This window comes from Pseudomonas reactans, assembly GCF_013387025.1.
GTDB lineage: Bacteria > Pseudomonadota > Gammaproteobacteria > Pseudomonadales > Pseudomonadaceae > Aquipseudomonas > Aquipseudomonas reactans.
The window spans coordinates 198,904-219,728 of record NZ_JACAQP010000010.1; the positions used below are offsets into that span (position 1 = coordinate 198,904).

Genomic DNA, 20,825 nt, shown 5'->3' on the forward strand with positions numbered 1-20,825 from the left:
GTCAGTTATTGCCCTTCTTTACGCCCCGTAGCGGGCGACATTGATCCCCGTCAATTTTCCCATCTGGCTTCTCCATTAACTTAGCCCTATCGCAACAGGGCAAGCACAGGAGGCCGGTCATGTTTATCGATAATGTGGTGTTTGCCGGAGTGCTGACTGTAAGCCTCATGGTGCTGTTTTTTGTAGGGTTTGGAATTTTTATCTGGAAAGACGCGAATAAGCGTAAAAAACCATAGGTTTTCCAGGTTACACGAGCACGCAAGGCATTTTGGGCGACTTCGGTCGCCCTTTTTTTTGCCCGTTATTTGAGTCGGCTTCTACAGAAATACGAACATAAAAAAAGGTGCGACCCTCGCGGATCGCACCTTTTTTATTGCGGCGGGGTTATCAACTACCCAGCGCCTTCGACGCCAACCAGAACAACCCGGCCGACAAGCCTACCGTCGCCGGCAGGGTCAGCACCCAGGCCATCAGGATGGTTTTCACGGTGCCGCCTTGAAGGCCGCTTTTGTTCGCGACCATGGTGCCGGCCACGCCGGAAGACAGTACGTGGGTGGTCGACACCGGCAGCGCGAAGATGTTGGCGAAGCCAATCATGGTCGCGGTGGTGATCTGTGCCGACATGCCCTGGGCATAGGTCATGCCTTGCTTGCCGATTTTCTCGCCGATGGTCAATACCACACGCTTCCAGCCCACCATGGTGCCCAGGCCCAAGGCCAGTGCAACGGCGAGGATCACCCAGAACGGGGCGTACTCGGTGGTGGCGGTCAGGTCTTTGCGCAGCTTGTCGAGGTCGGACTTCTCACGCGCATCCAGGCCTGGCAACTTGCCGACCTTTTTCGCGGTGTCATCCAGGCAGAGCAAATAGCGACGCACTTCAATACGCTGGTCAGACGTCAGCGAGTGATAGTCGGACACGCCTTTCAAGGTGTCGACCAGCGCGTTGATGGTCGGCTCGGTCTGTTGCGGGTTGCACTGGAACTTGCCTGGCAGATCGTTCTTCACGCTCTTGCCCAGGGCCAGGAACTCGCCGAGCGTGGCGTTGTTACGCTGGTAGAACTGGCTCAAATGCACGGTTGCATCGCGAGTACGTTCGATCTGGTAAGTGGTGCTGCCCAGGTCGAGCACGAACTGCGCCGGTACGATACCGATCAGCACGAGCATGATCAGGCCGATGCCTTTCTGGCCGTCATTGGAACCGTGCACGAAACTCACGGCCATGGCGGAAATCACCAGCACCAGGCGGTTCCAGAACGGCGGGTGTTTCTTGTCGTCGAGCTTGCGGCGCTGGTCCGGGGTCTTGTGCATCTTCGACAGTGGGCGCCACCACTTCAGGCCGATCAGCACCAGGGCTGCGACCAGGAAGCCGGCCATCGGCGAGAACACCAGGGAAGCGCCGATATCCACCGCTTTCTGCCAGTTCACACCGTCAGCCAGGGGGATGTCGTTGATCAAGGCATTGGCCAGGCCTACACCGAGGATCGAGCCGATCAGGGTGTGGGAGCTGGAAGCCGGGATACCGAAGTACCAGGTGCCCAGGTTCCAGGTGATCGCCGCCGCCAATAAAGAGAAGACCATCGCCAAGCCATGGCCGGTGTTCACATTGATCAGCAACTCCACCGGCAGCAAGTGCACGATGGCGTAGGCGACACCGACACCACCGAGCAACACGCCGAGGAAGTTGAACACCCCGGAGAAGAACACGGCCAGGTGCGGCGGCATGGCTTTGGTATAGATGACTGTGGCCACCGCGTTAGCGGTGTCATGAAAGCCATTGATGAACTCGAAGGCGAGGACAAAGGCCAGGGCGAGCAACAGGCTCACGAGAACCCAAGCATCCAGTCCGCTGAATAAATCGATCATGAAGGTTTTCTGACCCGGTCGTAAGGGGGCGCGATTATGCCAGAAAACCTCAGTAATCGATGCACTAGCTGCTCATCGGTAACAATCTTCACCGAAAAAAATACCGGGAAAGGCGTGCATCCCAGGGTTTTCGGGGCTTTGGCAAGTCTTTGATTTATAAAGCAGAGGGGCCCCGGGGCGGGGTTTTGTCACAAAAACGTCACGCCTGAAACATTTGTATGAAATTTTACTGGTGGTGGGATTCAAGGTTGCCGGCTGCTAGCTATATGCCAGCAGCCGAGGCAAAAACCTTGGGGTTCAAACCGGATCGCTTATGGCTCTTCGGTTTTCAGCTCTTGTTCAATCTTTTGGATTTCCTGGGCAAATGCCTGGTCGAGCAGGCTGGCTCGCTTGCGCCACGGTTTGCGTTCAGGTTCAGGCTGGGCGGCGTAGGTGGTCACTTCCCCGCCGTAAACGTCCTTGTAACGTTGCTCCTGGCGCTCAAGTTCCGCGCGCAGTTCATCTTTCGTCACATCGTTACCTAATTGAGTTGAGTGTTAATACGTTGCAGTGTTATGCCGGAATGCGCCCTCGGCGTGTTCCAAGTTGAAGCGCAGAAACGTTCAAGTTTGGAACAGGCACGGGCGGCCACTTGTTAGTGGTGCATTCGAGGCAGATAGTTGCGATCGGCAATGCACGGTAGGTGCATCACCTGACGAGTTCCTGTCCCGCTGATCGAGCCGGGCGGACCTGCGCATAGAGTGCATTATAGCCGTGCCTTTGAATAACACTATCAGCATAAAGTTAAAAACCGTCAACTTTGTGTGAGCGTTTTGTTACACAGGCGTGTCGGTAAGTGCACAAATTCCTGGCGTCATTAATTCAGTCCAACTTCAGGCGGTATTAAGCGTCACATATTTTACTCAGCGCTTCAGGTCGACTCGGCCCAGGTCGCTCGCAAATTGCGATAATCGAATGATCGTCCGATAATCGCACAATGTTCTCGGCGCTGCCTTGTGCATCCCGGCTGACGCGGCTTGTAATAGCAGGCGAACCTCCCCTGCGGTCGACAATAAGAGAAAGGATCCCCGACATGAACGATCAATTGCGCAACTCTTTCGCGTCAGTGGCGCCGCCGATCGTTGCCTCTCCGGCCAAGCGTATCCAGGCGTTTACCGGTGATCCGGACTTCATGACTTCCCTGGCTCGCGGCCTGGCCGTGGTGCAGGCGTTCCAGGAGCGCAAGCGTCACCTCACCATCGCCCAGATCAGTCACCGCACGGAAATCCCTCGCGCCGCCGTGCGTCGTTGTCTGCACACTTTGATCAAACTCGGCTACGCCACTACTGACGGGCGTACCTACTCGTTGCTGCCCAAGGTGCTGACCCTGGGTCATGCCTATTTGTCGTCCACACCGTTGGCCGTGTCGGCCCAGCCCTACCTGGACCGCATGAGCGAGCAGCTCCACGAAGCCTGCAACATGGCCACCCTTGAAGGCGACGACATCCTCTACATCGCCCGCTCGGCCACCACCCAACGCCTGATTTCCGTGGACCTGTCGGTGGGCGGCCGCCTGCCAGCCTATTGCACTTCCATGGGCCGCATCCTGCTTGCAGCGCTGGACGACGCCTCGCTGCAGGATTACCTCGACCACGCCGACCTGCAAACCAAGACCAGCCGCACCTTGACCACCCCCGCAGCGCTGTTCGAATGCCTGCAACAAGTGCGTCAGCAAGGCTGGTGCATCGTCGACCAAGAGTTGGAGCAAGGCCTGCGTTCCATCGCGGTGCCGGTGTATGACGCCTCGGGTCAGGTGCTGGCCGCGCTGAACGTCAGCACCCACGCCGGACGCGTCAGCCGCAGTGAGTTGGAACAGCGCTTCCTGCCGAGCATGCTCAGCGCCAGCCGTGAGTTGAGCGCGCAACTGTTCGCTTAAGCTGTTCGGTCACCGCACAGATCCCGGTTTGCTCAATTGACGGTCTTTCCTGCGACTTATTACTGTGCGGCAGCGCTGTTGAAGCGCCCCAATAATAACGACGACCCCAGGTCGTCAGCCCGCCATCGGTGTGGAAATAAAAAACAATGAATCAGCCTTCTGTCGGTTCCACGTTGGACGTCCAGTCCTTCATCAACGCCCAGCCACTGTCACGTTATCAGTGGCGTGTGGTGATCCTGTGCTTCCTGATCGTTTTCCTCGATGGCCTCGACACTGCCGCCATGGGGTTCATCGCACCGGCGCTGTCCCAGGACTGGGGCATCGACCGCGCCAGCCTCGGCCCGGTGATGAGCGCTGCGTTGATCGGCATGGTGTTTGGCGCCCTGGGTTCCGGCCCGTTGGCTGACCGTTTCGGGCGTAAAGTGGTGCTGGTAGGCGCGGTGCTGGTGTTTGGCGCGTTCAGCTTGGCGTCCGCCTACAGCAGCAACGTCGATCAATTGCTGGTGCTGCGTTTTCTCACCGGGTTGGGCCTGGGCGCCGGCATGCCCAATGCCACGACGCTGTTGTCCGAATACACGCCGGAACGCCACAAGTCATTGCTGGTGACCAGTATGTTCTGCGGCTTCAACCTGGGCATGGCGGGTGGCGGGTTTATTTCGGCCAAGTTGATCCCGGCGTTCGGCTGGCATGCCTTATTGCTGATCGGCGGCATCCTGCCGTTGATCCTGGTGGTGGTGCTGATACTGTGGCTGCCGGAGTCGGCGCGCTACCTGGTGGTGCGCAACCGGGGCACCGACAAAGTGCGCAAAACCCTCTCACCCATCGAACCCAGCATCGTCGCCCAAGCCACTCATTTCAGCGTGCCCGAACAAAAAACCGTCAAGGCGCGCAACGTGTTTGCGGTGATCTTCTCCGGCACCTACAGCGCCGGTACGTTGCTGCTCTGGCTCACCTACTTCATGGGCCTGGTGATCGTCTACCTGCTCACCAGTTGGTTGCCGACCCTGATGCGCGACAGCGGCGCCAGCCTGGAACAGGCCGCGTTTATCGGTGCGTTGTTCCAGTTTGGCGGTGTGTTGAGCGCAGTGGGCGTAGGCTGGGCGATGGACCGGTTCAATCCCCACAAGGTCATCGGTATTTTCTACCTGCTGGCCGGGGTGTTTGCCTACGCGGTAGGGCAGAGCCTGGGCAATATCACCCTGCTGGCAACCCTGGTGCTGGTTGCCGGGATGTGCGTCAACGGTGCGCAGTCGGCAATGCCTTCACTGGCTGCACGTTTCTACCCGACCCAAGGCCGCGCGACCGGCGTGTCGTGGATGCTCGGCATCGGTCGTTTCGGCGCGATCCTCGGCGCCTGGATGGGCGCAACCTTGCTGGGCCTGGGCTGGAACTTCGAACAAGTGCTCACCGCCCTGGTGATCCCGGCTGCATTGGCCACCGCTGCGGTGGTGATCAAGGGCATGGTCAGCCACGCCGACGCTACCTGACCCGACCTTGTAGGAGCCGGCAAGCCGGCTCCTACAGGGCGTCGTACCCCAGATAAATAGCAAGACAACAATCCGTTCGATAATCGAACACTGAGTCGATTATCGGATTGTTTGGCCCATTTCCCCGGCTTAATCTTCAAGCACTTCGGCGCCACCTCAGCGCCTTTTTCGATCCATACCGGGAACCCGAACCCCATGGCTGAAATCCTCGCGCTGCGTGACGCGGTGAAGCAATTTGTGAACGACGGCGACACCGTCGCGCTGGAAGGCTTCACCCATCTGATCCCTACGGCAGCGGGTCATGAAATCATTCGTCAGGGCAAGAAAGATCTGACGCTGGTGCGTATGACACCTGACCTGATCTACGACCAGTTGATCGGTGCCGGTTGCGCCCGCAAGCTGATTTTCTCCTGGGGCGGCAACCCGGGTGTGGGCTCCTTGCATCGCCTGCGCGACGCGGTCGAGAAGCAATGGCCGCAACCGCTGGAAATCGAAGAACACAGCCACGCCGACCTGGCCAATGCCTACGTCGCGGGTGCCTCGGGCCTGCCGTTCGCAGTATTGCGTGCCTACGCTGGTTCCGACTTGCCTAAGGTCAACCCGCTGATCAAGACCGTGACCTGCCCATTCACTGGCGAAGTCTTGGCGGCGGTGCCGTCGGTGCGTCCGGACGTGACGGTGATCCACGCGCAAAAGGCCGACCGCAAAGGCAACGTGCTGCTGTGGGGCATCCTTGGCGTACAGAAGGAGGCGGCCCTGGCGGCCAAGCGTTGCATCGTCACCGTCGAAGAAATCGTCGATGACCTGAATGCGCCGATGAACAGTTGCGTGTTGCCGACCTGGGCACTGACGGCGGTGTGTCATGTGCCAGGTGGAGCACACCCGTCCTACGCCCATGGCTACAACGAGCGTGATAACCGCTTCTACCAAGCGTGGGACCCGATCGCCCGCGACCGTGGGACCTTTACAGCCTGGATCAACGAATACATCCACGGCACTGCCGACTTCACCGAATTCCAGGCCAAACTGGCCACCGCGCAGGAGGCCAAGTAATGGCTTACTCGACCAATGAAATGATGACCGTCGCCGCCGCGCGCCGCCTCAAGAATGGCTCCGTGTGCTTCGTCGGCATCGGCCTGCCGTCCAAGGCGGCCAACCTGGCGCGCCTGACCTCGTCGCCAGATGTGGTGCTGATCTACGAGTCCGGCCCGATTGGCGCCAAACCGTCGGTACTGCCGCTGTCCATCGGTGATGGCGAACTGGCGGAAACCGCCGACACCGTTGTGCCGACCGGTGAGATTTTTCGCTACTGGCTGCAGGGCGGTCGCATCGACGTGGGCTTCCTCGGCGCGGCCCAGGTCGACCGTTTCGGCAACATCAACACCACCGTGGTCGGTGATTATCACCAGCCTAAAGTGCGCCTGCCGGGTGCCGGTGGCGCGCCGGAAATTGCTGGTTCGGCCAAGAGCGTGCTGATCATCCTCAAGCAGTCGGCGCGTTCGTTTGTCGACAAGCTCGACTTCATCACCTCGGTCGGTCATGGCGAAGGCGGCGACTCGCGTCAACGCCTGGGTCTGCCGGGCGCCGGTCCTGTAGGGATTATTACTGACCTGTGCATCATGGAACCGGAAGCGGGCAGCCATGAGTTCGTGGTCACCGCGCTGCACCCTGGGGTGACCCGTGAGCAGGTAGTGGCCGCCACCGGCTGGGCAATTCGTTTTGCTGACCAGGTCGACACCACCGCCGAACCGACTGATGTGGAGCTGACCGCCCTGCGTGACCTTGAAGCACGTACCGCGGCCGCCCATGGCCAAGCGCCTGGAGAAGCCTGATGCGCGACGTATTTATCTGTGATGCCATCCGTACCCCCATCGGCCGTTTCGGCGGGGGCTTGTCCACTGTGCGTGCCGATGACCTGGCAGCGCTGCCGATCAAGGCGCTGATCGAGCGCAACCCTTCGGTGGATTGGACTGCCGTCGATGAAGTGTTCCTCGGCTGCGCCAACCAGGCCGGTGAAGACAACCGCAACGTGGCGCGCATGGCGCTGTTGCTGGCGGGCCTGCCGGAGAGCATTCCAGGCGTGACCCTCAACCGCTTGTGCGCCTCGGGCATGGATGCGATCGGCACCGCCTTCCGCGCGATTGCCAGCGGCGAAATGGAGCTGGCGATTGCCGGTGGCGTCGAGTCGATGTCCCGCGCGCCGTTCGTGATGGGCAAGGCCGACGCGGCGTTCTCGCGCAACATGAAGCTGGAGGACACTACTATCGGCTGGCGCTTTATCAACCCGCTGATGAAGGCCCAGTACGGCGTGGATGCGATGCCGCAGACGGCCGACAATGTGGCCGACGATTACCAGGTGTCTCGCGCCGACCAGGACGCTTTTGCCCTGCGCAGCCAGCAACGTACCGCTGCTGCCCAAGCCGCCGGGTACTTCGCTGAAGAAATCGTACCCGTACGCGTCGCCCATAAAAAAGGCGAAACGCTGGTGGAACACGATGAACATCCACGGGACACCACGCTGGAAGCCCTGACGAAGCTCAAGCCCGTGAACGGCCCGGACAGAACGGTCACTGCCGGCAACGCCTCGGGTGTTAACGACGGCGCCGCCGCGTTGATCCTGGCCTCAGCCGAAGCCGTCAAAAAGCATGGCCTGACCGCCCGCGCCCGCGTGTTGGGCATGGCCAGCGCCGGTGTCGCGCCGCGTGTGATGGGCATCGGCCCGGTGCCGGCCGTGCGCAAGCTGGTGGAGCGTCTTGGCCTGGCCGTGACCGATTTCGACGTGATCGAACTCAACGAGGCCTTCGCAAGCCAAGGCCTTGCCGTGCTGCGTGAGCTGGGCATTGCCGACGACGCGCCGCAGGTCAACCCGAACGGCGGCGCCATCGCCCTCGGCCACCCGCTGGGCATGAGCGGCGCGCGCCTGGTGTTGACGGCCCTTCATCAACTCGAAAAAACCGGCGGCAGCAAAGGCCTGGCGACCATGTGCGTGGGCGTCGGCCAAGGCTTGGCCTTGGCGATTGAACGCATCTAATAAGAGAGGACTGCACCATGAGTGACAAGCCTGGATACCGGCGCCCGCAAGCGGGCACTCAACCTGATTACCTGCACCCGGCCTACCAGTCGACGAACCTGCGTTCGCCGTCCCAGCCGTTGGTGTTCCTGCCCCATTCCTTGTCGGAAATCACCGGCCCGACCATCGGCGCCGAGCGTGTCAACGAGAAGGACAACGACCTCACGGCCCAGCATGAAGGCGAGCCCCAAGGCGAACGCATCATCATTCATGGTCGCGTGCTCGACGAAAACGGTTTGCCGGTGCCGGGGATTCTGGTGGAGATCTGGCAAGCCAACGCCGCCGGTCGCTACAACCACAAGCGCGACCTGCACGACGCGCCGCTGGACCCGAACTTCACCGGTACCGGCCGCACCGTCACCGACGCCGATGGTTGGTACCAATTCCAGACCATCAAGCCCGGCGCCTATCCGTGGGGCAATCACCACAACGCGTGGCGCCCAGCGCATATCCACTTTTCGCTGTTCGGCCCGAGCGTGCTGACGCGGCTGGTCACGCAGATGTACTTCCCCGGCGACCCGCTGCTGGAATACGACCCGATCTACAACTGCGTGCCGGACACTTCGGCCAAGCAACGTTTGATCGCCAGCTTTGACCTGGAAAAAACCATTCCTTCCTATGCCCTCGGCTACCGCTGGGACATCGTCCTGCGCGGCCGCGACGCCACGCCGATGGAGAAATGAGATGACACTCAACGCGACCACGTCCCACACCGTCGGGCCGTATTACCACATCGGCCTGACCTGGCTGAACCGCGAAGACCTGACCGTGGGCGCCACCCTCGGCGAGCGCGTGGCGATCAGCGGGCAGGTGGTGGACGGCAATGGCGATGTTGTCAACGACGCCATGCTCGAAGTCTGGCAGGCCAATGCCGCCGGCAAGTATGACCATCCGGAAGATGAGCAGGACAAAGCCGTCGACCCGAACTTCGAAGGTTTCGGCCGGGTGCCGGTGGATGCTGAAGGGCGGTTTCGCTTTACCACCATCAAGCCGGGTGCCGTGCCGGGCTTGAAAGGCACGACCCAGGCGCCGCATCTGGTGGTGCTGGTGTTTGCCCGTGGCTTGGTGAAGCACTTGCTGACGCGGATTTATTTCGAGGGCGAAGCGCTGAATGGGGATGACCCGTTGCTGGCGTGTGTGCCTGCGGATCGGCGCGAAACCTTGATTGCCAAGCAGGATGCAGAGGGTGTGCATCAGTGGAATGTGGTGTTGCAGGGCGCAGATAAGGAAACGGTGTTCTTCGATTATTGAGGCTTCCTGTAGGAGCGAGCTTGCTCGCGAAAAGCTTGAGAGCGCCGCATTCATTCAGGCTGCCCGCGTCATCGTTGGCGACTTTCGCGAGCAAGCTCGCTCCTACAGGGATCAGGCTTCAGGCAACACCCATCCAAAAGTCTGCTTGCATGACATGGTTGTTGCAAAGTATGTCTAGGCTATAACCGTTCCCACTGAGTGAAAAATCATGACAACAACAACCAGTCACTACACCGGAGAAGAACGCAGCAAACGGATTTTTGCGATCGTCGGGGCGTCCTCCGGCAACCTCGTCGAATGGTTCGACTTCTACGTCTATGCCTTCTGCGCCATTTACTTTGCCCCGGCGTTCTTCCCGTCGGACGACCCTACGGTCCAACTGCTCAACACCGCCGGCGTGTTCGCCGCCGGCTTCCTGATGCGACCTATCGGCGGCTGGCTGTTTGGCCGGGTGGCTGACAAGCACGGGCGCAAGAATTCGATGATGATCTCGGTGCTGATGATGTGCGCCGGTTCCCTGGTCATCGCCTTCCTGCCCACCTACAAAGACATCGGCGCCTGGGCTCCGGCGTTGCTGTTGGTGGCGCGGCTGTTCCAGGGCTTGTCGGTGGGGGGCGAATACGGCACCACCGCGACCTACATGAGTGAAGTCGCGCTCAAGGGCCAGCGCGGTTTCTTCGCCTCGTTCCAGTATGTGACGCTGATCGGCGGGCAACTGCTGGCGGTGCTGGTGGTGGTGATCCTGCAACAGATCCTCACCGAAGAAGAATTGCGCGCCTGGGGCTGGCGGATTCCGTTCGTGATCGGCGCCATTGCGGCGGTGATCTCCCTGTTGCTGCGTCGCACCCTCAAGGAAACCACCAGCAAGGAAATGCGCCAGGACAAGGACGCAGGCAGCGTGGCGGCGTTGTTCCGCAACCACAAGGCGGCGTTTATCACCGTGCTCGGCTACACCGCCGGCGGCTCGCTGATTTTCTACACCTTTACCACTTACATGCAGAAATACCTGGTGAACACGGCCGGGATGCACGCCAAGACCGCCAGCTACATCATGACCGGCGCGCTGTTCGTGTACATGTGCATGCAGCCGCTGTTCGGCATGCTCTCGGACAAGATCGGCCGTCGTAACTCCATGCTTTGGTTCGGTGCGCTCGGCACCTTGTGCACCGTGCCGATCCTGCTGACCCTGAAAACCGTGACCAACCCGTTCCTGGCTTTTGTGCTGATTTCCCTGGCCCTGGCCATCGTCAGCTTCTACACCTCCATCAGCGGCCTGGTGAAAGCGGAAATGTTCCCGCCGCACGTGCGTGCCCTGGGTGTCGGCCTGGCCTATGCGGTGGCCAACGCGATCTTCGGTGGTTCGGCGGAATACGTGGCCCTGGGCCTCAAATCCATGGGCATGGAAAACACTTTCTACTGGTACGTTACCGGCATGATGGCGGTGGCCTTCCTGTTCAGCTTGCGCCTGCCGAAACAGGCGGAGTACTTGCACCACGATCTATAAGGGACGCGTTATGACGCTGCGCACGAGCAATCAATTGTTCGACGCTTACTTCACGGCGGGCAGCATGGCCGAGGTGTTCTGCGACAGGGGACGCTTGCAGGGCATGCTGGATTTTGAAGCGGGATTGGCCCGGGCCCAGGCCCAGGTCGGCTTGATTCCCCAGGCCGCCGTTGCACCGATTGCCCAGGCCTGCCTGGCCTCGCTATACGACGTGGACGCCCTCGGCGTGGCGATTGCCACGGCGGGAAATTCGGCGATTCCGCTGGTGAAGGCGCTGGGCAAGTTGATTGCCAGTGAAGATGCCGGGGCCGAACGCTATGTGCATCTGGGGGCGACCAGCCAGGATGTGATGGACACCGGCCTGGTGCTGCAACTGCAGCGGGCGGTGGGGTTGATCGAGGCGGATTTGGTGCGTCTGGGCGACATTCTTGCCGCCCAGGCCCAGCGCTATGCCGGCGTGCCATTGGCCGGGCGTACCTGGTTGCAGCATGCGACGCCGGTCACCCTGGGGATGAAAATCGCCGGTTGGCTGGGCGCGGTTACCCGCAATCGCCAGCGTCTTGCTGAACTGAAACCGCGTTTGCTGGTGCTGCAATTCGGTGGCGCTTCGGGAACCCTCGCAGCGCTGGGCGAACAGGCAATACCGGTGGCCGAGGCGTTGGCGACAGAGTTGCAACTGACCCTGCCTGAACAACCCTGGCACACCCAGCGGGATCGTCTGGTGGAGTTCGCCAGCGTCCTCGGTTTGATCGCCGGCAGCCTGGGCAAGCTGGGCCGTGATATCAGCTTGTTGATGCAGACCGAAGCAGCCGAGGCGTTTGAGCCATCCGCACCGGGCAAGGGCGGTTCGTCCACCATGCCGCACAAACGCAACCCGGTAGGCGCGGCGGTGCTGATCAGCGCCGCTACCCGCGTGCCGGGCCTGGTCTCGACGATGTTCAGCGCCATGCCCCAGGAGCACGAACGCAGCCTGGGCCTGTGGCACGCCGAATGGGAAACCCTGCCGGAGATCTGTCGTTTGGTGTCCGGTGCGTTGCAACAGGCGTTGCTGGTGAGCGAAGGCTTGGAAGTCGACCCGCAGCGCATGGCGCAAAACCTCGACCTGACCCAAGGCCTGGTATTGGCCGAAGCCGTCAGCATCGTGCTTGCCCAGCGCCTGGGTCGCGAAACCGCGCACCATCTGCTGGAGCAGTGCTGCAAGCGTGCCGTCGCAGAGGGCCGTCACCTGCGTGCGGTATTGGCGGATGAGCCACAGGTCACCGCCGAGCTGTCTGCAACAGAATTGGACCGTTTGCTCGATCCCGCCCACTACCTGGGCCAGGCCCACACTTGGGTCACCCGCGCCGTAGCCGAACACTTTGCTTGAGGAGACCACCGTGGCCTTTGTACAACTCGCCGAGGGCGAACTGCATTACCAATTGGATGGGCCCGAGGATGCGCCGGTGCTGGTGCTCTCCAACTCGTTGGGCACCGACCTGCACATGTGGGACATCCAGGTCCCGGCTTTCACCCAACATTTTCGTGTGCTGCGTTTCGATACCCGTGGCCATGGCAAGTCCCTGGTCACTCCAGGCCCCTACAGCATCGAGCAACTCGGTCAGGATGTGATCGCACTACTGGATGCGTTGGATATACAACGCGCGCATTTCTGCGGGCTGTCCATGGGCGGCTTGATCGGCCAATGGCTGGGCATCCATGCAGGCCAACGTCTGCAGCGCCTGGTGGTGTGCAACACCGCCGCCAAGATCGGCACGCCCGAGGTGTGGAACCCGCGCATCGAGATGGTGCTGCGCGATGGCGCAGCGGCGATGGTAGCGCTGCGCGATGCGTCGATTGTACGCTGGTTCACCGCAGACTTTGCGGCGGCCAACCCACACCAGGCCAAGCAGATTACCGACATGCTGGCGGCCACTTCACCCGAAGGTTATGCCGCCAACTGTGCGGCGGTGCGTGATGCAGATTTCTGTGAGCAACTGTCTTCGATCAAAGTACCGACGTTGGTCATTGCCGGCACTGAAGATGCGGTCACACCGCCGGCCGGCGGTCACTTTATCCAAAACCATGTGCAGGGTGCCGAGTACGCTGAGTTCTATGCGGCGCACCTGTCCAATGTGCAGGCCGGTGCGGCGTTCAGCGACTGTGTCATTGAATTTTTGTTGGCCCGCTGAGGAGCTTTTTGTGGACGAGAAACAACGTTATGCCGAAGGCCTGCAAGTGCGCCGCGAAGTGCTGGGTGATGCCCATGTCGACCGCAGCCTCAATGCCCAGACCGAATTCAACAGTGAATTCCAGGAAATGATCACCCGCCATGCCTGGGGTGACATCTGGACCCGTCCCGGCTTGCCCCGACACACCCGCAGCCTGATCACCATTGCCATGCTGATCGGCATGAACCGCAGCGAAGAACTCAAGCTGCACCTGCGCGCCGCCGCCAGCAATGGCGTGACACGTGCCGAGATCAAGGAAGTGCTGATGCAGAGCGCGATCTACTGCGGGATCCCGGCGGCGAATGCGACGTTCCACCTGGCGGAGTCGGTGTGGGATGAGTTGGGTATCGAGTCGCGCCAGGCTGACTGAGTTGAAATACAGTCAAAATGTGGGAGCGGGCTTGCTCGCGAAAGCGGTGGTTCAGTTAATACCTGTGCTGATTGACACATCGCATTCGCTAGCAAGCCCGCTCCCACAGTTAATCTTTACAGGGTTTCAAAAATCAGTGGGAGTCGGCGTCCCACACCCAATTCCACACGCCTGGCAGATGCACCTCTTCACTCACCTCCTTGACCGTACGCGCCAACGCCGCGCGCTGTAGCTGGGCGGTGTCGGTGTAGAAGGGCTCGGCGGCAGTCTTCATGCCGTTGATCCGGGCGCTGTCCAGCAGGATCTGCAAGTACTCCTGCATATGCCGCGCGGTGTAGCGGTTGATGTCGTGGAAGGTCACCACCACCGGTATCACCCCGTCCACTGTCGGCAACTCACCCAACGCAATGCGCTCGCGCACCACCGACAGTTGCCGGTATAAATTGGCTCGGCGGCGCGGGCTGCCGTTGAAGCCCCAGATCTTGCCGTCATTGGCGCTCAGGTCCGTCAGCAATACGTGCATGCCATGGCGCTGGTAGGCGGCGAAGGTGCGTCGGTCGTAATTCCAGAACGGCGGGCGCACCAGCACCGGCGGCGCGCCTGTGATCGCGGCAATGTCGGCGGCGCCTTGGCTGAGGGTGCTTTCCAGTTCGGCATCGTTCAGCCAGCGGTGGTTGGTGTGAAACCCCGTGGCCGTGTGGAAGGCCAGGACGTGACCGGCCGCATACTCGCGTTGCATGGTCTTGCGACCCCGTGCGCTGCCGCCGGAACGGGCGGCTTCGGTCTGCAAGAAGAACACCGCCTTGATCCCCGGCAGCACCGGGTTCTGCGCCAGGTCGGCCATCACCGACCGGCTCGGGTTGTTGTAGCCCGACGCGCTCGGGCCATCATCGAAGGTCAGCAGGAAGCGGATCGGCGCCTGGGTTTGCAGGCGCTGCTCGGTTTGCGGCGTAAGGGCAATGGGCGCGCCGATGCAGCCGCTGAGGCTCAGGGCCAGGGCTAGCAGGGCGGACGCATAAGCGAAGGATTTCATGGTGTGCGCGGGCTCGAATGAAAGCCGCTGCTGATTCAGCTCAGCAGCGGCAGGCGCGCACCATACAGCAAGGTCAATGATGGTTTACAGCAGGCTTATCGGGTAACTGACGATCAACCGGTTTTCGTCGAACTCATTGTTGCTGTAGTCGCGGCGCATGCTGGAGTTGCGCAGGCGCACATTGAGGTTTTTGGCCACGCCGCTTTGCACGGTATAGCCCACTTCGGTTTCGCGACCCCATTCCTTGCCGTCGGTGATGGTGCCGGTGTGCACGTTAGTGCCACTGATGTAGCGGTTCATCAGGGTCAGGCCGGGCACGCCGAGGGCGGCGAAGTTGTAGTCGTGACGTACTTGCCAGGATTTCTCTTGGGCGTTGTCGTAGCTGCTGTTGTAGCTGTCGTTGGCCAGGGTGCCGCCACTGGTGCCGTTGACGCGCATCCAGGCGCTGTTGCCGGTGAGTTTCTGCAGGCCAACATAGAAGGTGTTGCCGCCGTACTTGGCGGAGAACAGGCCGGACCAGGTCTTGTTGTCCAGGTCGCCGGCACGGGCGCTGCCGTCGTCCTTGCCGTAGAAGAAACCGAGGTTGGCGCCCAGGGTCCAGTCGCCGATAGGCTGGCTGTGGATCAGGTTGACGAACTGCTGGCTATAAATGTCCTTGAGTTGCGCATTCCACAGGCCGATTTGGGTGCGCTTGTCGTTGAACGCGTACTCGGCGCCCTGGAAGTTGAAGCGGTCCGAGGTGAAGGCGGTTTTACCGAACATCGACATGTCCGTCATGCTGCTGTCATCGCGCGGGCTGTTGGCGCGGAACTGGCCGCCATAGAGGGTCAGGCCGTCGATTTCTTTCGAGGTGATTTGCCCGCCACGCAGGGTTTGCGGCAGGGAGCGGCCATCGTCCGAGCGCAGGATCGGCAGCACCGGCATCCACTCGCCGACCTTCACTTCGGTCTTGGAAATACGCGCCTTGAACGCCACCCCGAGGCGCCCGAATTCATCCGCCGGGCGGCCATCACGGTCCAACGGCAACAGTTGGGTACCCCCGGTGCCGCGTCCGCCATCCAGTTTCAACGAATACAATCCCAGCACATCCACGCCAAACCCCACGGTGCCCTGGGTAAAGCCAGACTTGGCGTCGAGGATGAAACTCTGCGTCCATTCCTGCGCGCCGCCCTGGGCCTTGGTGGGGTTGGTGTAGTTGCGGTTGAAGAAGAAGTTGCGCAGGTTGAGGTTGGCGCTGGCGTCTTCGAGAAAGCCGTGTTCTTCAGCGACGACGGGCAGGGCGAGACTGGCGACAGCGGTTGCCAGCAAAAGCCGGCGCGGGTGGAAAGTGCTCATGGTGTTTGACCTGTTGTTATTGGGTTTATGCAGGTGGCGGCCATGGTGCGGGGCGGTGCGGGGGCGATGAAAGTGGGGGAGAGCGGGTTGTGGGCGATGATCGAACGCAAGTTGGTCAGCCCCTGAAAACAAAAAGCCCACCAAGAGGTGGGCTTTGTTGATGCAAGTGCTATCAGAACAACTTCAGCGCCGGCGCTTCTTCTTTCAACGGCTCATTCTTCGCGGTCTGCTCGTTCCAACCGCCGCCGAGGGCCTTGTACAGGTTGACCTCGCTGGTCAGCTGCGCCAGGCGATCGGTGATCAGCGATTGCTGGGCACTGAACAGTTGGCGTTGGGCATCGAGGAACGTCAGGTTGCTGTCGACACCAATACGGTAGCGACGCTCGGCCAGTCGATAGTAATCCTGGTTGGCCGCGACGAAGCCACGTTGGGCATCCAGTTGCTGCTTGTAGGTCTCACGTGCGGCGAGGCCGTCGGAGACTTCCTGGAAGCCGGTCTGGATGGCCTTCTCGTAGTTCGCCACGTTGATCTCTTTCTGGATCTTCGAGTAGTCCAGGCTGGCGCGCAGGCTGCCGGCGTTGAAGATCGGGATGTTGATCTGCGGGGCGAACGACCAGGTGCCCGAGCCGCCCTTGAACAAGCCGCCCAGGTTCGGGCTCGCGGTACCGGCGCTGGCGGTCAGGGTGATGCTCGGGAAGAACGCAGCACGGGCCGCGCCGATGTTGGCGTTGGCGGCCTTGAGGTTGTACTCGGCCTGGACAATGTCGGGACGACGTTGCAGCAGGTCGGACGGCAAGCCGGCCGGCACTTCGCTGAGCAGGTCATCCGACAGCGGCTTGCTGGCGATATTCGCCGGCAGGCCGGTGCCCAGCAGCAGGGTCAGGCTGTTTTCGTCCTGGGCCACCTGGCGGGTATAACGCGCCAGGGCGACCCGGGCGTTTTCCACCGAGGTGCGCGACTGGCTCAGGTCGAGGGCCGAGGCCACGCCGACTTCGTTGCTGCGCGAGGTGAGCTTGAAGCTCTGCTCGTAGGCATCCAGGGTGTCCTGGGTGAGCTTGAGCAGTTCCTTGTCGGCCTGCCAGGTCAGGTAGGCATTGGCCACGCTGGCCACCAGGCTGATCTGGGTACTGCGTCGTGCTTCTTCAGTGGCGAAGTACTTTTGCAGGGCTTCTTCACTCAGGCTGCGTACGCGACCGAACAGGTCCAGCTCATAGGAGCTGATCCCGAGACCGGCCGAGTATTGGCTGCTGATGGTCGATTCGCCAGTCTGCGACAGGCGGGCCGGCGTACGCGAACGGCTGCCGCTGCCCGTGGCCGATACGGCCGGGAACAGGTCGGCGCGCTGGATCTGGTACTGCGCGGCATAAGCGTCGATGTTCAGCGCCGCGACACGCAGGTCGCGGTTGTTCACCAGTGCGGTCTGGATCAGCTGTTGCAGGGCAGGGTCATGGAAAAACTGCTTCCAGCCCTGTTCGGCAGCGGCCTGGCTCGGCGCCTGGGCCGACGAATACGCCGGCCCCTGCGGGAACTGTGCGGCCACCGGCGCTTCGGGACGCTGATAGTCAGGTATCAGCGAGCAGCCACTGAGCACGAAGGCTGTGACGGCTAGGGAAAGTAGCGACTTGCTCATTGGCCAGCCTCTTTAGGGGTTTCAGTTGTGTCAGTCTTTTTACGTTCGCCAGCAGCGGATACGGTTGCGAAGAACAAGGGCACCCAGAAGATCGCCAGCACAGTGGCCGTGATCATACCGCCGATTACACCGGTACCGATGGCGTGCTGGCTACCTGAGCCTGCGCCCGAGGAGATCGCCAGTGGCAGTACGCCGAGGATGAACGCCATGGAGGTCATGATGATCGGGCGCAGACGCATGCGAGATGCCTCGATGGCTGCCTCGACGATGCCTTTGCCCTGTTCGTGGAGCTCTTTGGCGAACTCCACGATCAGGATGGCGTTCTTCGCCGCCAGGCCCACCGTCACCAACAGGCCCACCTGGAAGAACACGTCGTTGGACAGCCCGCGCATGCTGGTGGCGATCAACGCACCCACCACGCCCAGCGGCACAACGAGTACCACCGCAATTGGGATCGACCAGCTTTCGTACAGGGCCGCGAGGCACAGGAACACCACCAGCAGCGACAGGGCGTACAGCGCAGGTGCCTGGGAGCCGGACAGACGTTCTTCGTACGACAGGCCCGTCCAGGCATAACCTACGCCCGCCGGCAATTGCTTGGCGATACGCTCGACTTCGGCCATGGCGTCACCGGTACTGTAGCCCGGTGCCGGGGTACCGAGGATTTCCATCGCCGCTACACCGTTGTACCGCGAGAGCTTCGGCGAACCGTAGATCCACTTGCCCGAGGAAATGGCCGACATTGGCACCATCTTCCCGGAGTCGCTGCGCACGTACCACTTGTCCAGGTCTTCCGGGGACATCCGGCCAGCGGCTTCGCCTTGCACGTACACCTTCTTCACCCGACCACGGTCGATGAAGTCGTTGACGTAGCTGCCACCCAGGGCAATCGCCAGGGTCTGGTTGATGCTCGACAGGGTGATGCCCTGGGCGCTGGCCTTCTCGTCGTCGACGGTCAGCTCGTACTGCGGCTCATCGTTCACGCCGTTAGGACGCACACCCGCCAGGATCTTGCTTTGTGCGGCGGCACCCAGGAACTGGTTGCGCGCTTCCATCAGTTTTTCGTGGCCGACACCGCCCTGGTCTTGCAGGAACACGTCGAAACCGGTGGCGTTACCCAGCTCCAGAACCGAAGGCGGCACGATGGCAAATACCATGGCGTCCTTGAAGGCCCCGAAGAAGTAACCCTGGGCACGCTTGGCCACTTCGAATACCGACATGGATGCGTCACGCTCATCCCATGGCTTGAGCATCACGAACGCCAGGCCCGAACTCTGGCCACGGCCAGCGAAGTTGAAGCCGTTGACGGTAAACACCGATTTCACGGCCTTGCCTTCGCCCGGCTCGCCTTCCTTGTCGTTGAGCAGGAAGGCACGCATGTCGTCGATGACTTTTTGCGTACGCTCAGCCGAAGAACCGACCGGGGTCTGCACCTGGGCAAAGATCACGCCCTGGTCTTCTTCCGGCAGGAACGCGCTCGGGATGCGGGTGAACAGCCAGATCATGCCGGCGAAAATGATCAGGTACACGAAGAATGCAGGAAACTTGTGCTTGATCATGTTGCCCACGCCGCGCTCGTAGCTCAGTACGCCACGGTCGAAGGTGCGGTTGAACCAGCCGAAGAAACCACGCTTGGGTTGGCCGTGCTTTTCCGGGTCGATCGGCTTGAGCATGGTGGCGCACAAGGCCGGGGTGAAGATCAGGGCAACCAGTACCGACAACGCCATGGCCGAAACGATGGTGATAGAGAACTGTTTGTAGATCACACCGGTGGAGCCACCGAAGAACGCCATCGGCAACAGTACCGCCGACAGTACCAGGGCAATACCCACCAGGGCGCCCTGGATCTGGCCCATGGATTTCACCGTCGCTTCTTTAGGCGACAGGTGTTCCTCGGCCATCACCCGCTCGACGTTTTCCACCACCACGATGGCATCGTCCACCAGCAAGCCGATGGCCAGGATCATGCCGAACATGGTCAGGGTGTTGATGGTGAAGCCGAACGCAGCCAGGATCCCGAAGGTGCCCAGCAACACCACCGGTACCGTCATGGTGGTGATGATGGTGGCGCGGAAGTTCTGCAGGAACAGGAACATCACCAGGAACACCAGCACGATCGCTTCGACCAGGGTGTGCACTACACCGGAGATCGATTCGGTCACCACAGGCGTGGTGTCATACGGCACCACCGCCTTCATGCCAGGCGGGAAGAACGGTTCCAGGGACGCCACGGTGGCACGGATGGCCTTGGCGGTGTCCAGGGCGTTGGCGCCCGACGCGAGCTTGATCGCCATACCGGAAGCCGGCTTGCCGTTGAACTGTGCACTGATGCTGTAGTTCTGGCCGCCCAGTTCGATACGCGCGATGTCACGCAGGCGAACCTGCGAGCCGTCGGCGTTCACCTTCATCAGGATCTTGCCAAACTGCTCGGCGGTTTGCAGACGGGTCTTGCCGATGATGGTCGCGTTCAGCTGGGTGCCGGGCAGGGCAGGCAGGCCACCCAATTGGCCAGTGGCCACCTGGACGTTCTGGGCCGCGATGGCGGTGCTGACGTCTACCGGGGTCAACTGGTAGTTGTTCAGCTTGGCCGGGTCGAGCCAGATCCGCATGGCGTATTGCGAACCGAACACCTGGAAGTCACCTACACCCGCAGTACGGGAGATCGGGTCCTGGATGTTGGACACGATGTAGTTGGACAGGTCGTCCTTGGTCATGCTGCCGTCTTCCGACACCAGACCGATCACCATCAGGAAGTTCTTCACCGACTTGGTCACGCGGATACCCTGTTGCTGCACTTCTTGCGGCAGCAATGGGGTCGCCAGGTTCAGCTTGTTCTGCACCTGAACCTGGGCGATGTCCGGGTTGGTACCCTGGTTGAACGTCGCGGTGATGGTCATGCTGCCGTCGGAGTTACTGTCCGAGGCCACATAACGCAGGTTGTCGATACCGTTGAGCTGTTGCTCGATGACCTGCACCACGGTGTCCTGCACGGTTTGTGCGGACGCGCCTGGGTAGGTCACCTGGATGTCGATGGCGGTGGGCGCGATGGCCGGGTATTGGTTGATGGGCAACTTCAGGATCGACAGTGCCCCGACCAGCATGATCACCAGGGCAATTACCCAGGCGAAAATGGGACGGTCGATAAAAAATTTCGACATGG

At 61.1% G+C, this 20,825-nt stretch carries 18 protein-coding genes; 12 read left to right on the top strand and 6 right to left on the bottom strand.

Going from position 1 to position 20,825, the window contains the following annotated elements; genetic code table 11:
* Window positions 1-119 precede the first annotated feature (119 nt).
* Window positions 120-236, top strand: a complete 117-nt coding sequence (ccoM, locus tag HX793_RS31560) for a cytochrome c oxidase subunit CcoM (protein WP_003172387.1) — start codon at window positions 120-122, stop codon at window positions 234-236.
* Window positions 237-387: 151 nt separating this feature from the next.
* Here ccoM and HX793_RS13320 read toward each other — a convergent pair whose 3' ends face one another.
* Together HX793_RS13320 and HX793_RS13325 are read right to left on the bottom strand one after the other, a co-directional pair.
* A complete protein-coding gene (locus HX793_RS13320) occupies window positions 388-1,863 on the bottom strand; it encodes an inorganic phosphate transporter (protein WP_016975081.1) in 1,476 nt (491 codons plus the stop codon).
* Window positions 1,864-2,174: 311 nt separating this feature from the next.
* Entirely contained in the window at window positions 2,175-2,375 is a 201-nt protein-coding gene (locus HX793_RS13325) for a hypothetical protein (RefSeq protein ID WP_003189295.1), read from the bottom strand.
* Between the two features lie 560 nt (window positions 2,376-2,935).
* On the opposite strand from HX793_RS13325, the gene pcaR reads away from it, so the two are divergent.
* The 11 genes from pcaR (at window position 2,936) to pcaC (ending at window position 13,667) form a co-directional block, all read left to right on the top strand.
* Window positions 2,936-3,778 carry a pca regulon transcriptional regulator PcaR gene (pcaR, locus tag HX793_RS13330; RefSeq protein ID WP_028619267.1) on the top strand — a complete coding sequence of 281 codons (843 nt, stop codon included), beginning with the start codon at window positions 2,936-2,938 and terminating at the stop codon, window positions 3,776-3,778.
* A gap of 146 nt (window positions 3,779-3,924) precedes the next feature.
* A complete protein-coding gene (gene pcaK / locus HX793_RS13335) occupies window positions 3,925-5,265 on the top strand; it encodes a 4-hydroxybenzoate transporter PcaK (protein WP_177050903.1) in 1,341 nt (446 codons plus the stop codon).
* Window positions 5,266-5,460: 195 nt separating this feature from the next.
* Window positions 5,461-6,318, top strand: a complete 858-nt coding sequence (locus HX793_RS13340) for a CoA transferase subunit A (protein WP_010212331.1) — start codon at window positions 5,461-5,463, stop codon at window positions 6,316-6,318.
* Complete coding sequence (locus HX793_RS13345) at window positions 6,318-7,097, top strand: CoA-transferase subunit beta (RefSeq protein ID WP_177096432.1); 780 nt, start codon at window positions 6,318-6,320, stop codon at window positions 7,095-7,097. The genes HX793_RS13340 and HX793_RS13345 overlap by 1 nt, the downstream gene beginning before the upstream one ends.
* Window positions 7,094-8,296: a 3-oxoadipyl-CoA thiolase gene (pcaF, locus tag HX793_RS13350; protein WP_177096477.1), complete on the top strand. Its 1,203-nt coding sequence runs from the start codon at window positions 7,094-7,096 to the stop codon at window positions 8,294-8,296. The genes HX793_RS13345 and pcaF overlap by 4 nt, the downstream gene beginning before the upstream one ends.
* A 17-nt stretch (window positions 8,297-8,313) precedes the next feature.
* Window positions 8,314-9,018, top strand: coding sequence for a protocatechuate 3,4-dioxygenase subunit beta (gene pcaH, locus HX793_RS13355; protein WP_016975086.1), 705 nt, complete (start codon window positions 8,314-8,316; stop codon window positions 9,016-9,018).
* Between the two features lies 1 nt (window position 9,019).
* Window positions 9,020-9,586 (top strand): protocatechuate 3,4-dioxygenase subunit alpha, encoded by a 567-nt coding sequence (pcaG, locus tag HX793_RS13360; RefSeq protein WP_177096434.1) that lies wholly within the window; start codon window positions 9,020-9,022, stop codon window positions 9,584-9,586.
* Between the two features lie 208 nt (window positions 9,587-9,794).
* On the top strand, window positions 9,795-11,090 hold the full coding sequence (locus tag HX793_RS13365) for an MFS family transporter (protein WP_016975088.1): 1,296 nt from the start codon (window positions 9,795-9,797) through the stop codon (window positions 11,088-11,090).
* 10 nt (window positions 11,091-11,100) lie between these two features.
* Complete coding sequence (locus HX793_RS13370) at window positions 11,101-12,456, top strand: 3-carboxy-cis,cis-muconate cycloisomerase (RefSeq protein ID WP_177096436.1); 1,356 nt, start codon at window positions 11,101-11,103, stop codon at window positions 12,454-12,456.
* 10 nt (window positions 12,457-12,466) lie between these two features.
* The gene (pcaD, locus tag HX793_RS13375; RefSeq protein WP_177050909.1) at window positions 12,467-13,258 is read left to right on the top strand and encodes a 3-oxoadipate enol-lactonase; all 792 of its coding nucleotides are present in this window, start codon (window positions 12,467-12,469) and stop codon (window positions 13,256-13,258) included.
* A 10-nt stretch (window positions 13,259-13,268) separates the two neighbouring features.
* On the top strand, window positions 13,269-13,667 hold the full coding sequence (pcaC, locus tag HX793_RS13380) for a 4-carboxymuconolactone decarboxylase (RefSeq protein ID WP_177050911.1): 399 nt from the start codon (window positions 13,269-13,271) through the stop codon (window positions 13,665-13,667).
* 133 nt (window positions 13,668-13,800) lie between these two features.
* Here pcaC and HX793_RS13385 read toward each other — a convergent pair whose 3' ends face one another.
* From HX793_RS13385 to HX793_RS13400, 4 genes are all read right to left on the bottom strand, one after another.
* Window positions 13,801-14,700: a polysaccharide deacetylase family protein gene (locus HX793_RS13385; RefSeq protein ID WP_177061402.1), complete on the bottom strand. Its 900-nt coding sequence runs from the start codon at window positions 14,698-14,700 to the stop codon at window positions 13,801-13,803.
* 84 nt (window positions 14,701-14,784) lie between these two features.
* Window positions 14,785-16,035 (bottom strand): OprD family porin, encoded by a 1,251-nt coding sequence (locus HX793_RS13390; RefSeq protein WP_177050915.1) that lies wholly within the window; start codon window positions 16,033-16,035, stop codon window positions 14,785-14,787.
* 172 nt (window positions 16,036-16,207) lie between these two features.
* Complete coding sequence (gene adeC / locus HX793_RS13395; RefSeq protein WP_016975095.1) at window positions 16,208-17,665, bottom strand: AdeC/AdeK/OprM family multidrug efflux complex outer membrane factor; 1,458 nt, start codon at window positions 17,663-17,665, stop codon at window positions 16,208-16,210.
* Window positions 17,662-20,823, bottom strand: a complete 3,162-nt coding sequence (locus HX793_RS13400; RefSeq protein WP_016975096.1) for an efflux RND transporter permease subunit — start codon at window positions 20,821-20,823, stop codon at window positions 17,662-17,664. The genes adeC and HX793_RS13400 overlap by 4 nt, the downstream gene beginning before the upstream one ends.
* Window positions 20,824-20,825: the final 2 nt, after the last annotated feature.

Excerpts from the sequence above, each read along its gene's own strand:
- HX793_RS13400 (WP_016975096.1), bottom strand. The coding sequence starts at position 20,823 with ATGTCGAAATTTTTTATCGACCGTCCCATTTTCGCCTGGGTAATTGCC.
- HX793_RS13340 (WP_010212331.1), top strand. The coding sequence starts at position 5,461 with ATGGCTGAAATCCTCGCGCTGCGTGACGCGGTGAAGCAATTTGTGAAC.
- HX793_RS13385 (WP_177061402.1), bottom strand. The coding sequence starts at position 14,700 with ATGAAATCCTTCGCTTATGCGTCCGCCCTGCTAGCCCTGGCCCTGAGC.
- HX793_RS13390 (WP_177050915.1), bottom strand. The coding sequence starts at position 16,035 with ATGAGCACTTTCCACCCGCGCCGGCTTTTGCTGGCAACCGCTGTCGCC.
- pcaH (WP_016975086.1), top strand. The coding sequence starts at position 8,314 with ATGAGTGACAAGCCTGGATACCGGCGCCCGCAAGCGGGCACTCAACCT.
- adeC (WP_016975095.1), bottom strand. The coding sequence starts at position 17,665 with ATGAGCAAGTCGCTACTTTCCCTAGCCGTCACAGCCTTCGTGCTCAGT.
- HX793_RS13370 (WP_177096436.1), top strand. The coding sequence starts at position 11,101 with ATGACGCTGCGCACGAGCAATCAATTGTTCGACGCTTACTTCACGGCG.
- pcaR (WP_028619267.1), top strand. The coding sequence starts at position 2,936 with ATGAACGATCAATTGCGCAACTCTTTCGCGTCAGTGGCGCCGCCGATC.
- ccoM (WP_003172387.1), top strand. The coding sequence starts at position 120 with ATGTTTATCGATAATGTGGTGTTTGCCGGAGTGCTGACTGTAAGCCTC.
- HX793_RS13320 (WP_016975081.1), bottom strand. The coding sequence starts at position 1,863 with ATGATCGATTTATTCAGCGGACTGGATGCTTGGGTTCTCGTGAGCCTG.
- pcaK (WP_177050903.1), top strand. The coding sequence starts at position 3,925 with ATGAATCAGCCTTCTGTCGGTTCCACGTTGGACGTCCAGTCCTTCATC.
- pcaG (WP_177096434.1), top strand. The coding sequence starts at position 9,020 with ATGACACTCAACGCGACCACGTCCCACACCGTCGGGCCGTATTACCAC.
- HX793_RS13365 (WP_016975088.1), top strand. The coding sequence starts at position 9,795 with ATGACAACAACAACCAGTCACTACACCGGAGAAGAACGCAGCAAACGG.
- HX793_RS13345 (WP_177096432.1), top strand. The coding sequence starts at position 6,318 with ATGGCTTACTCGACCAATGAAATGATGACCGTCGCCGCCGCGCGCCGC.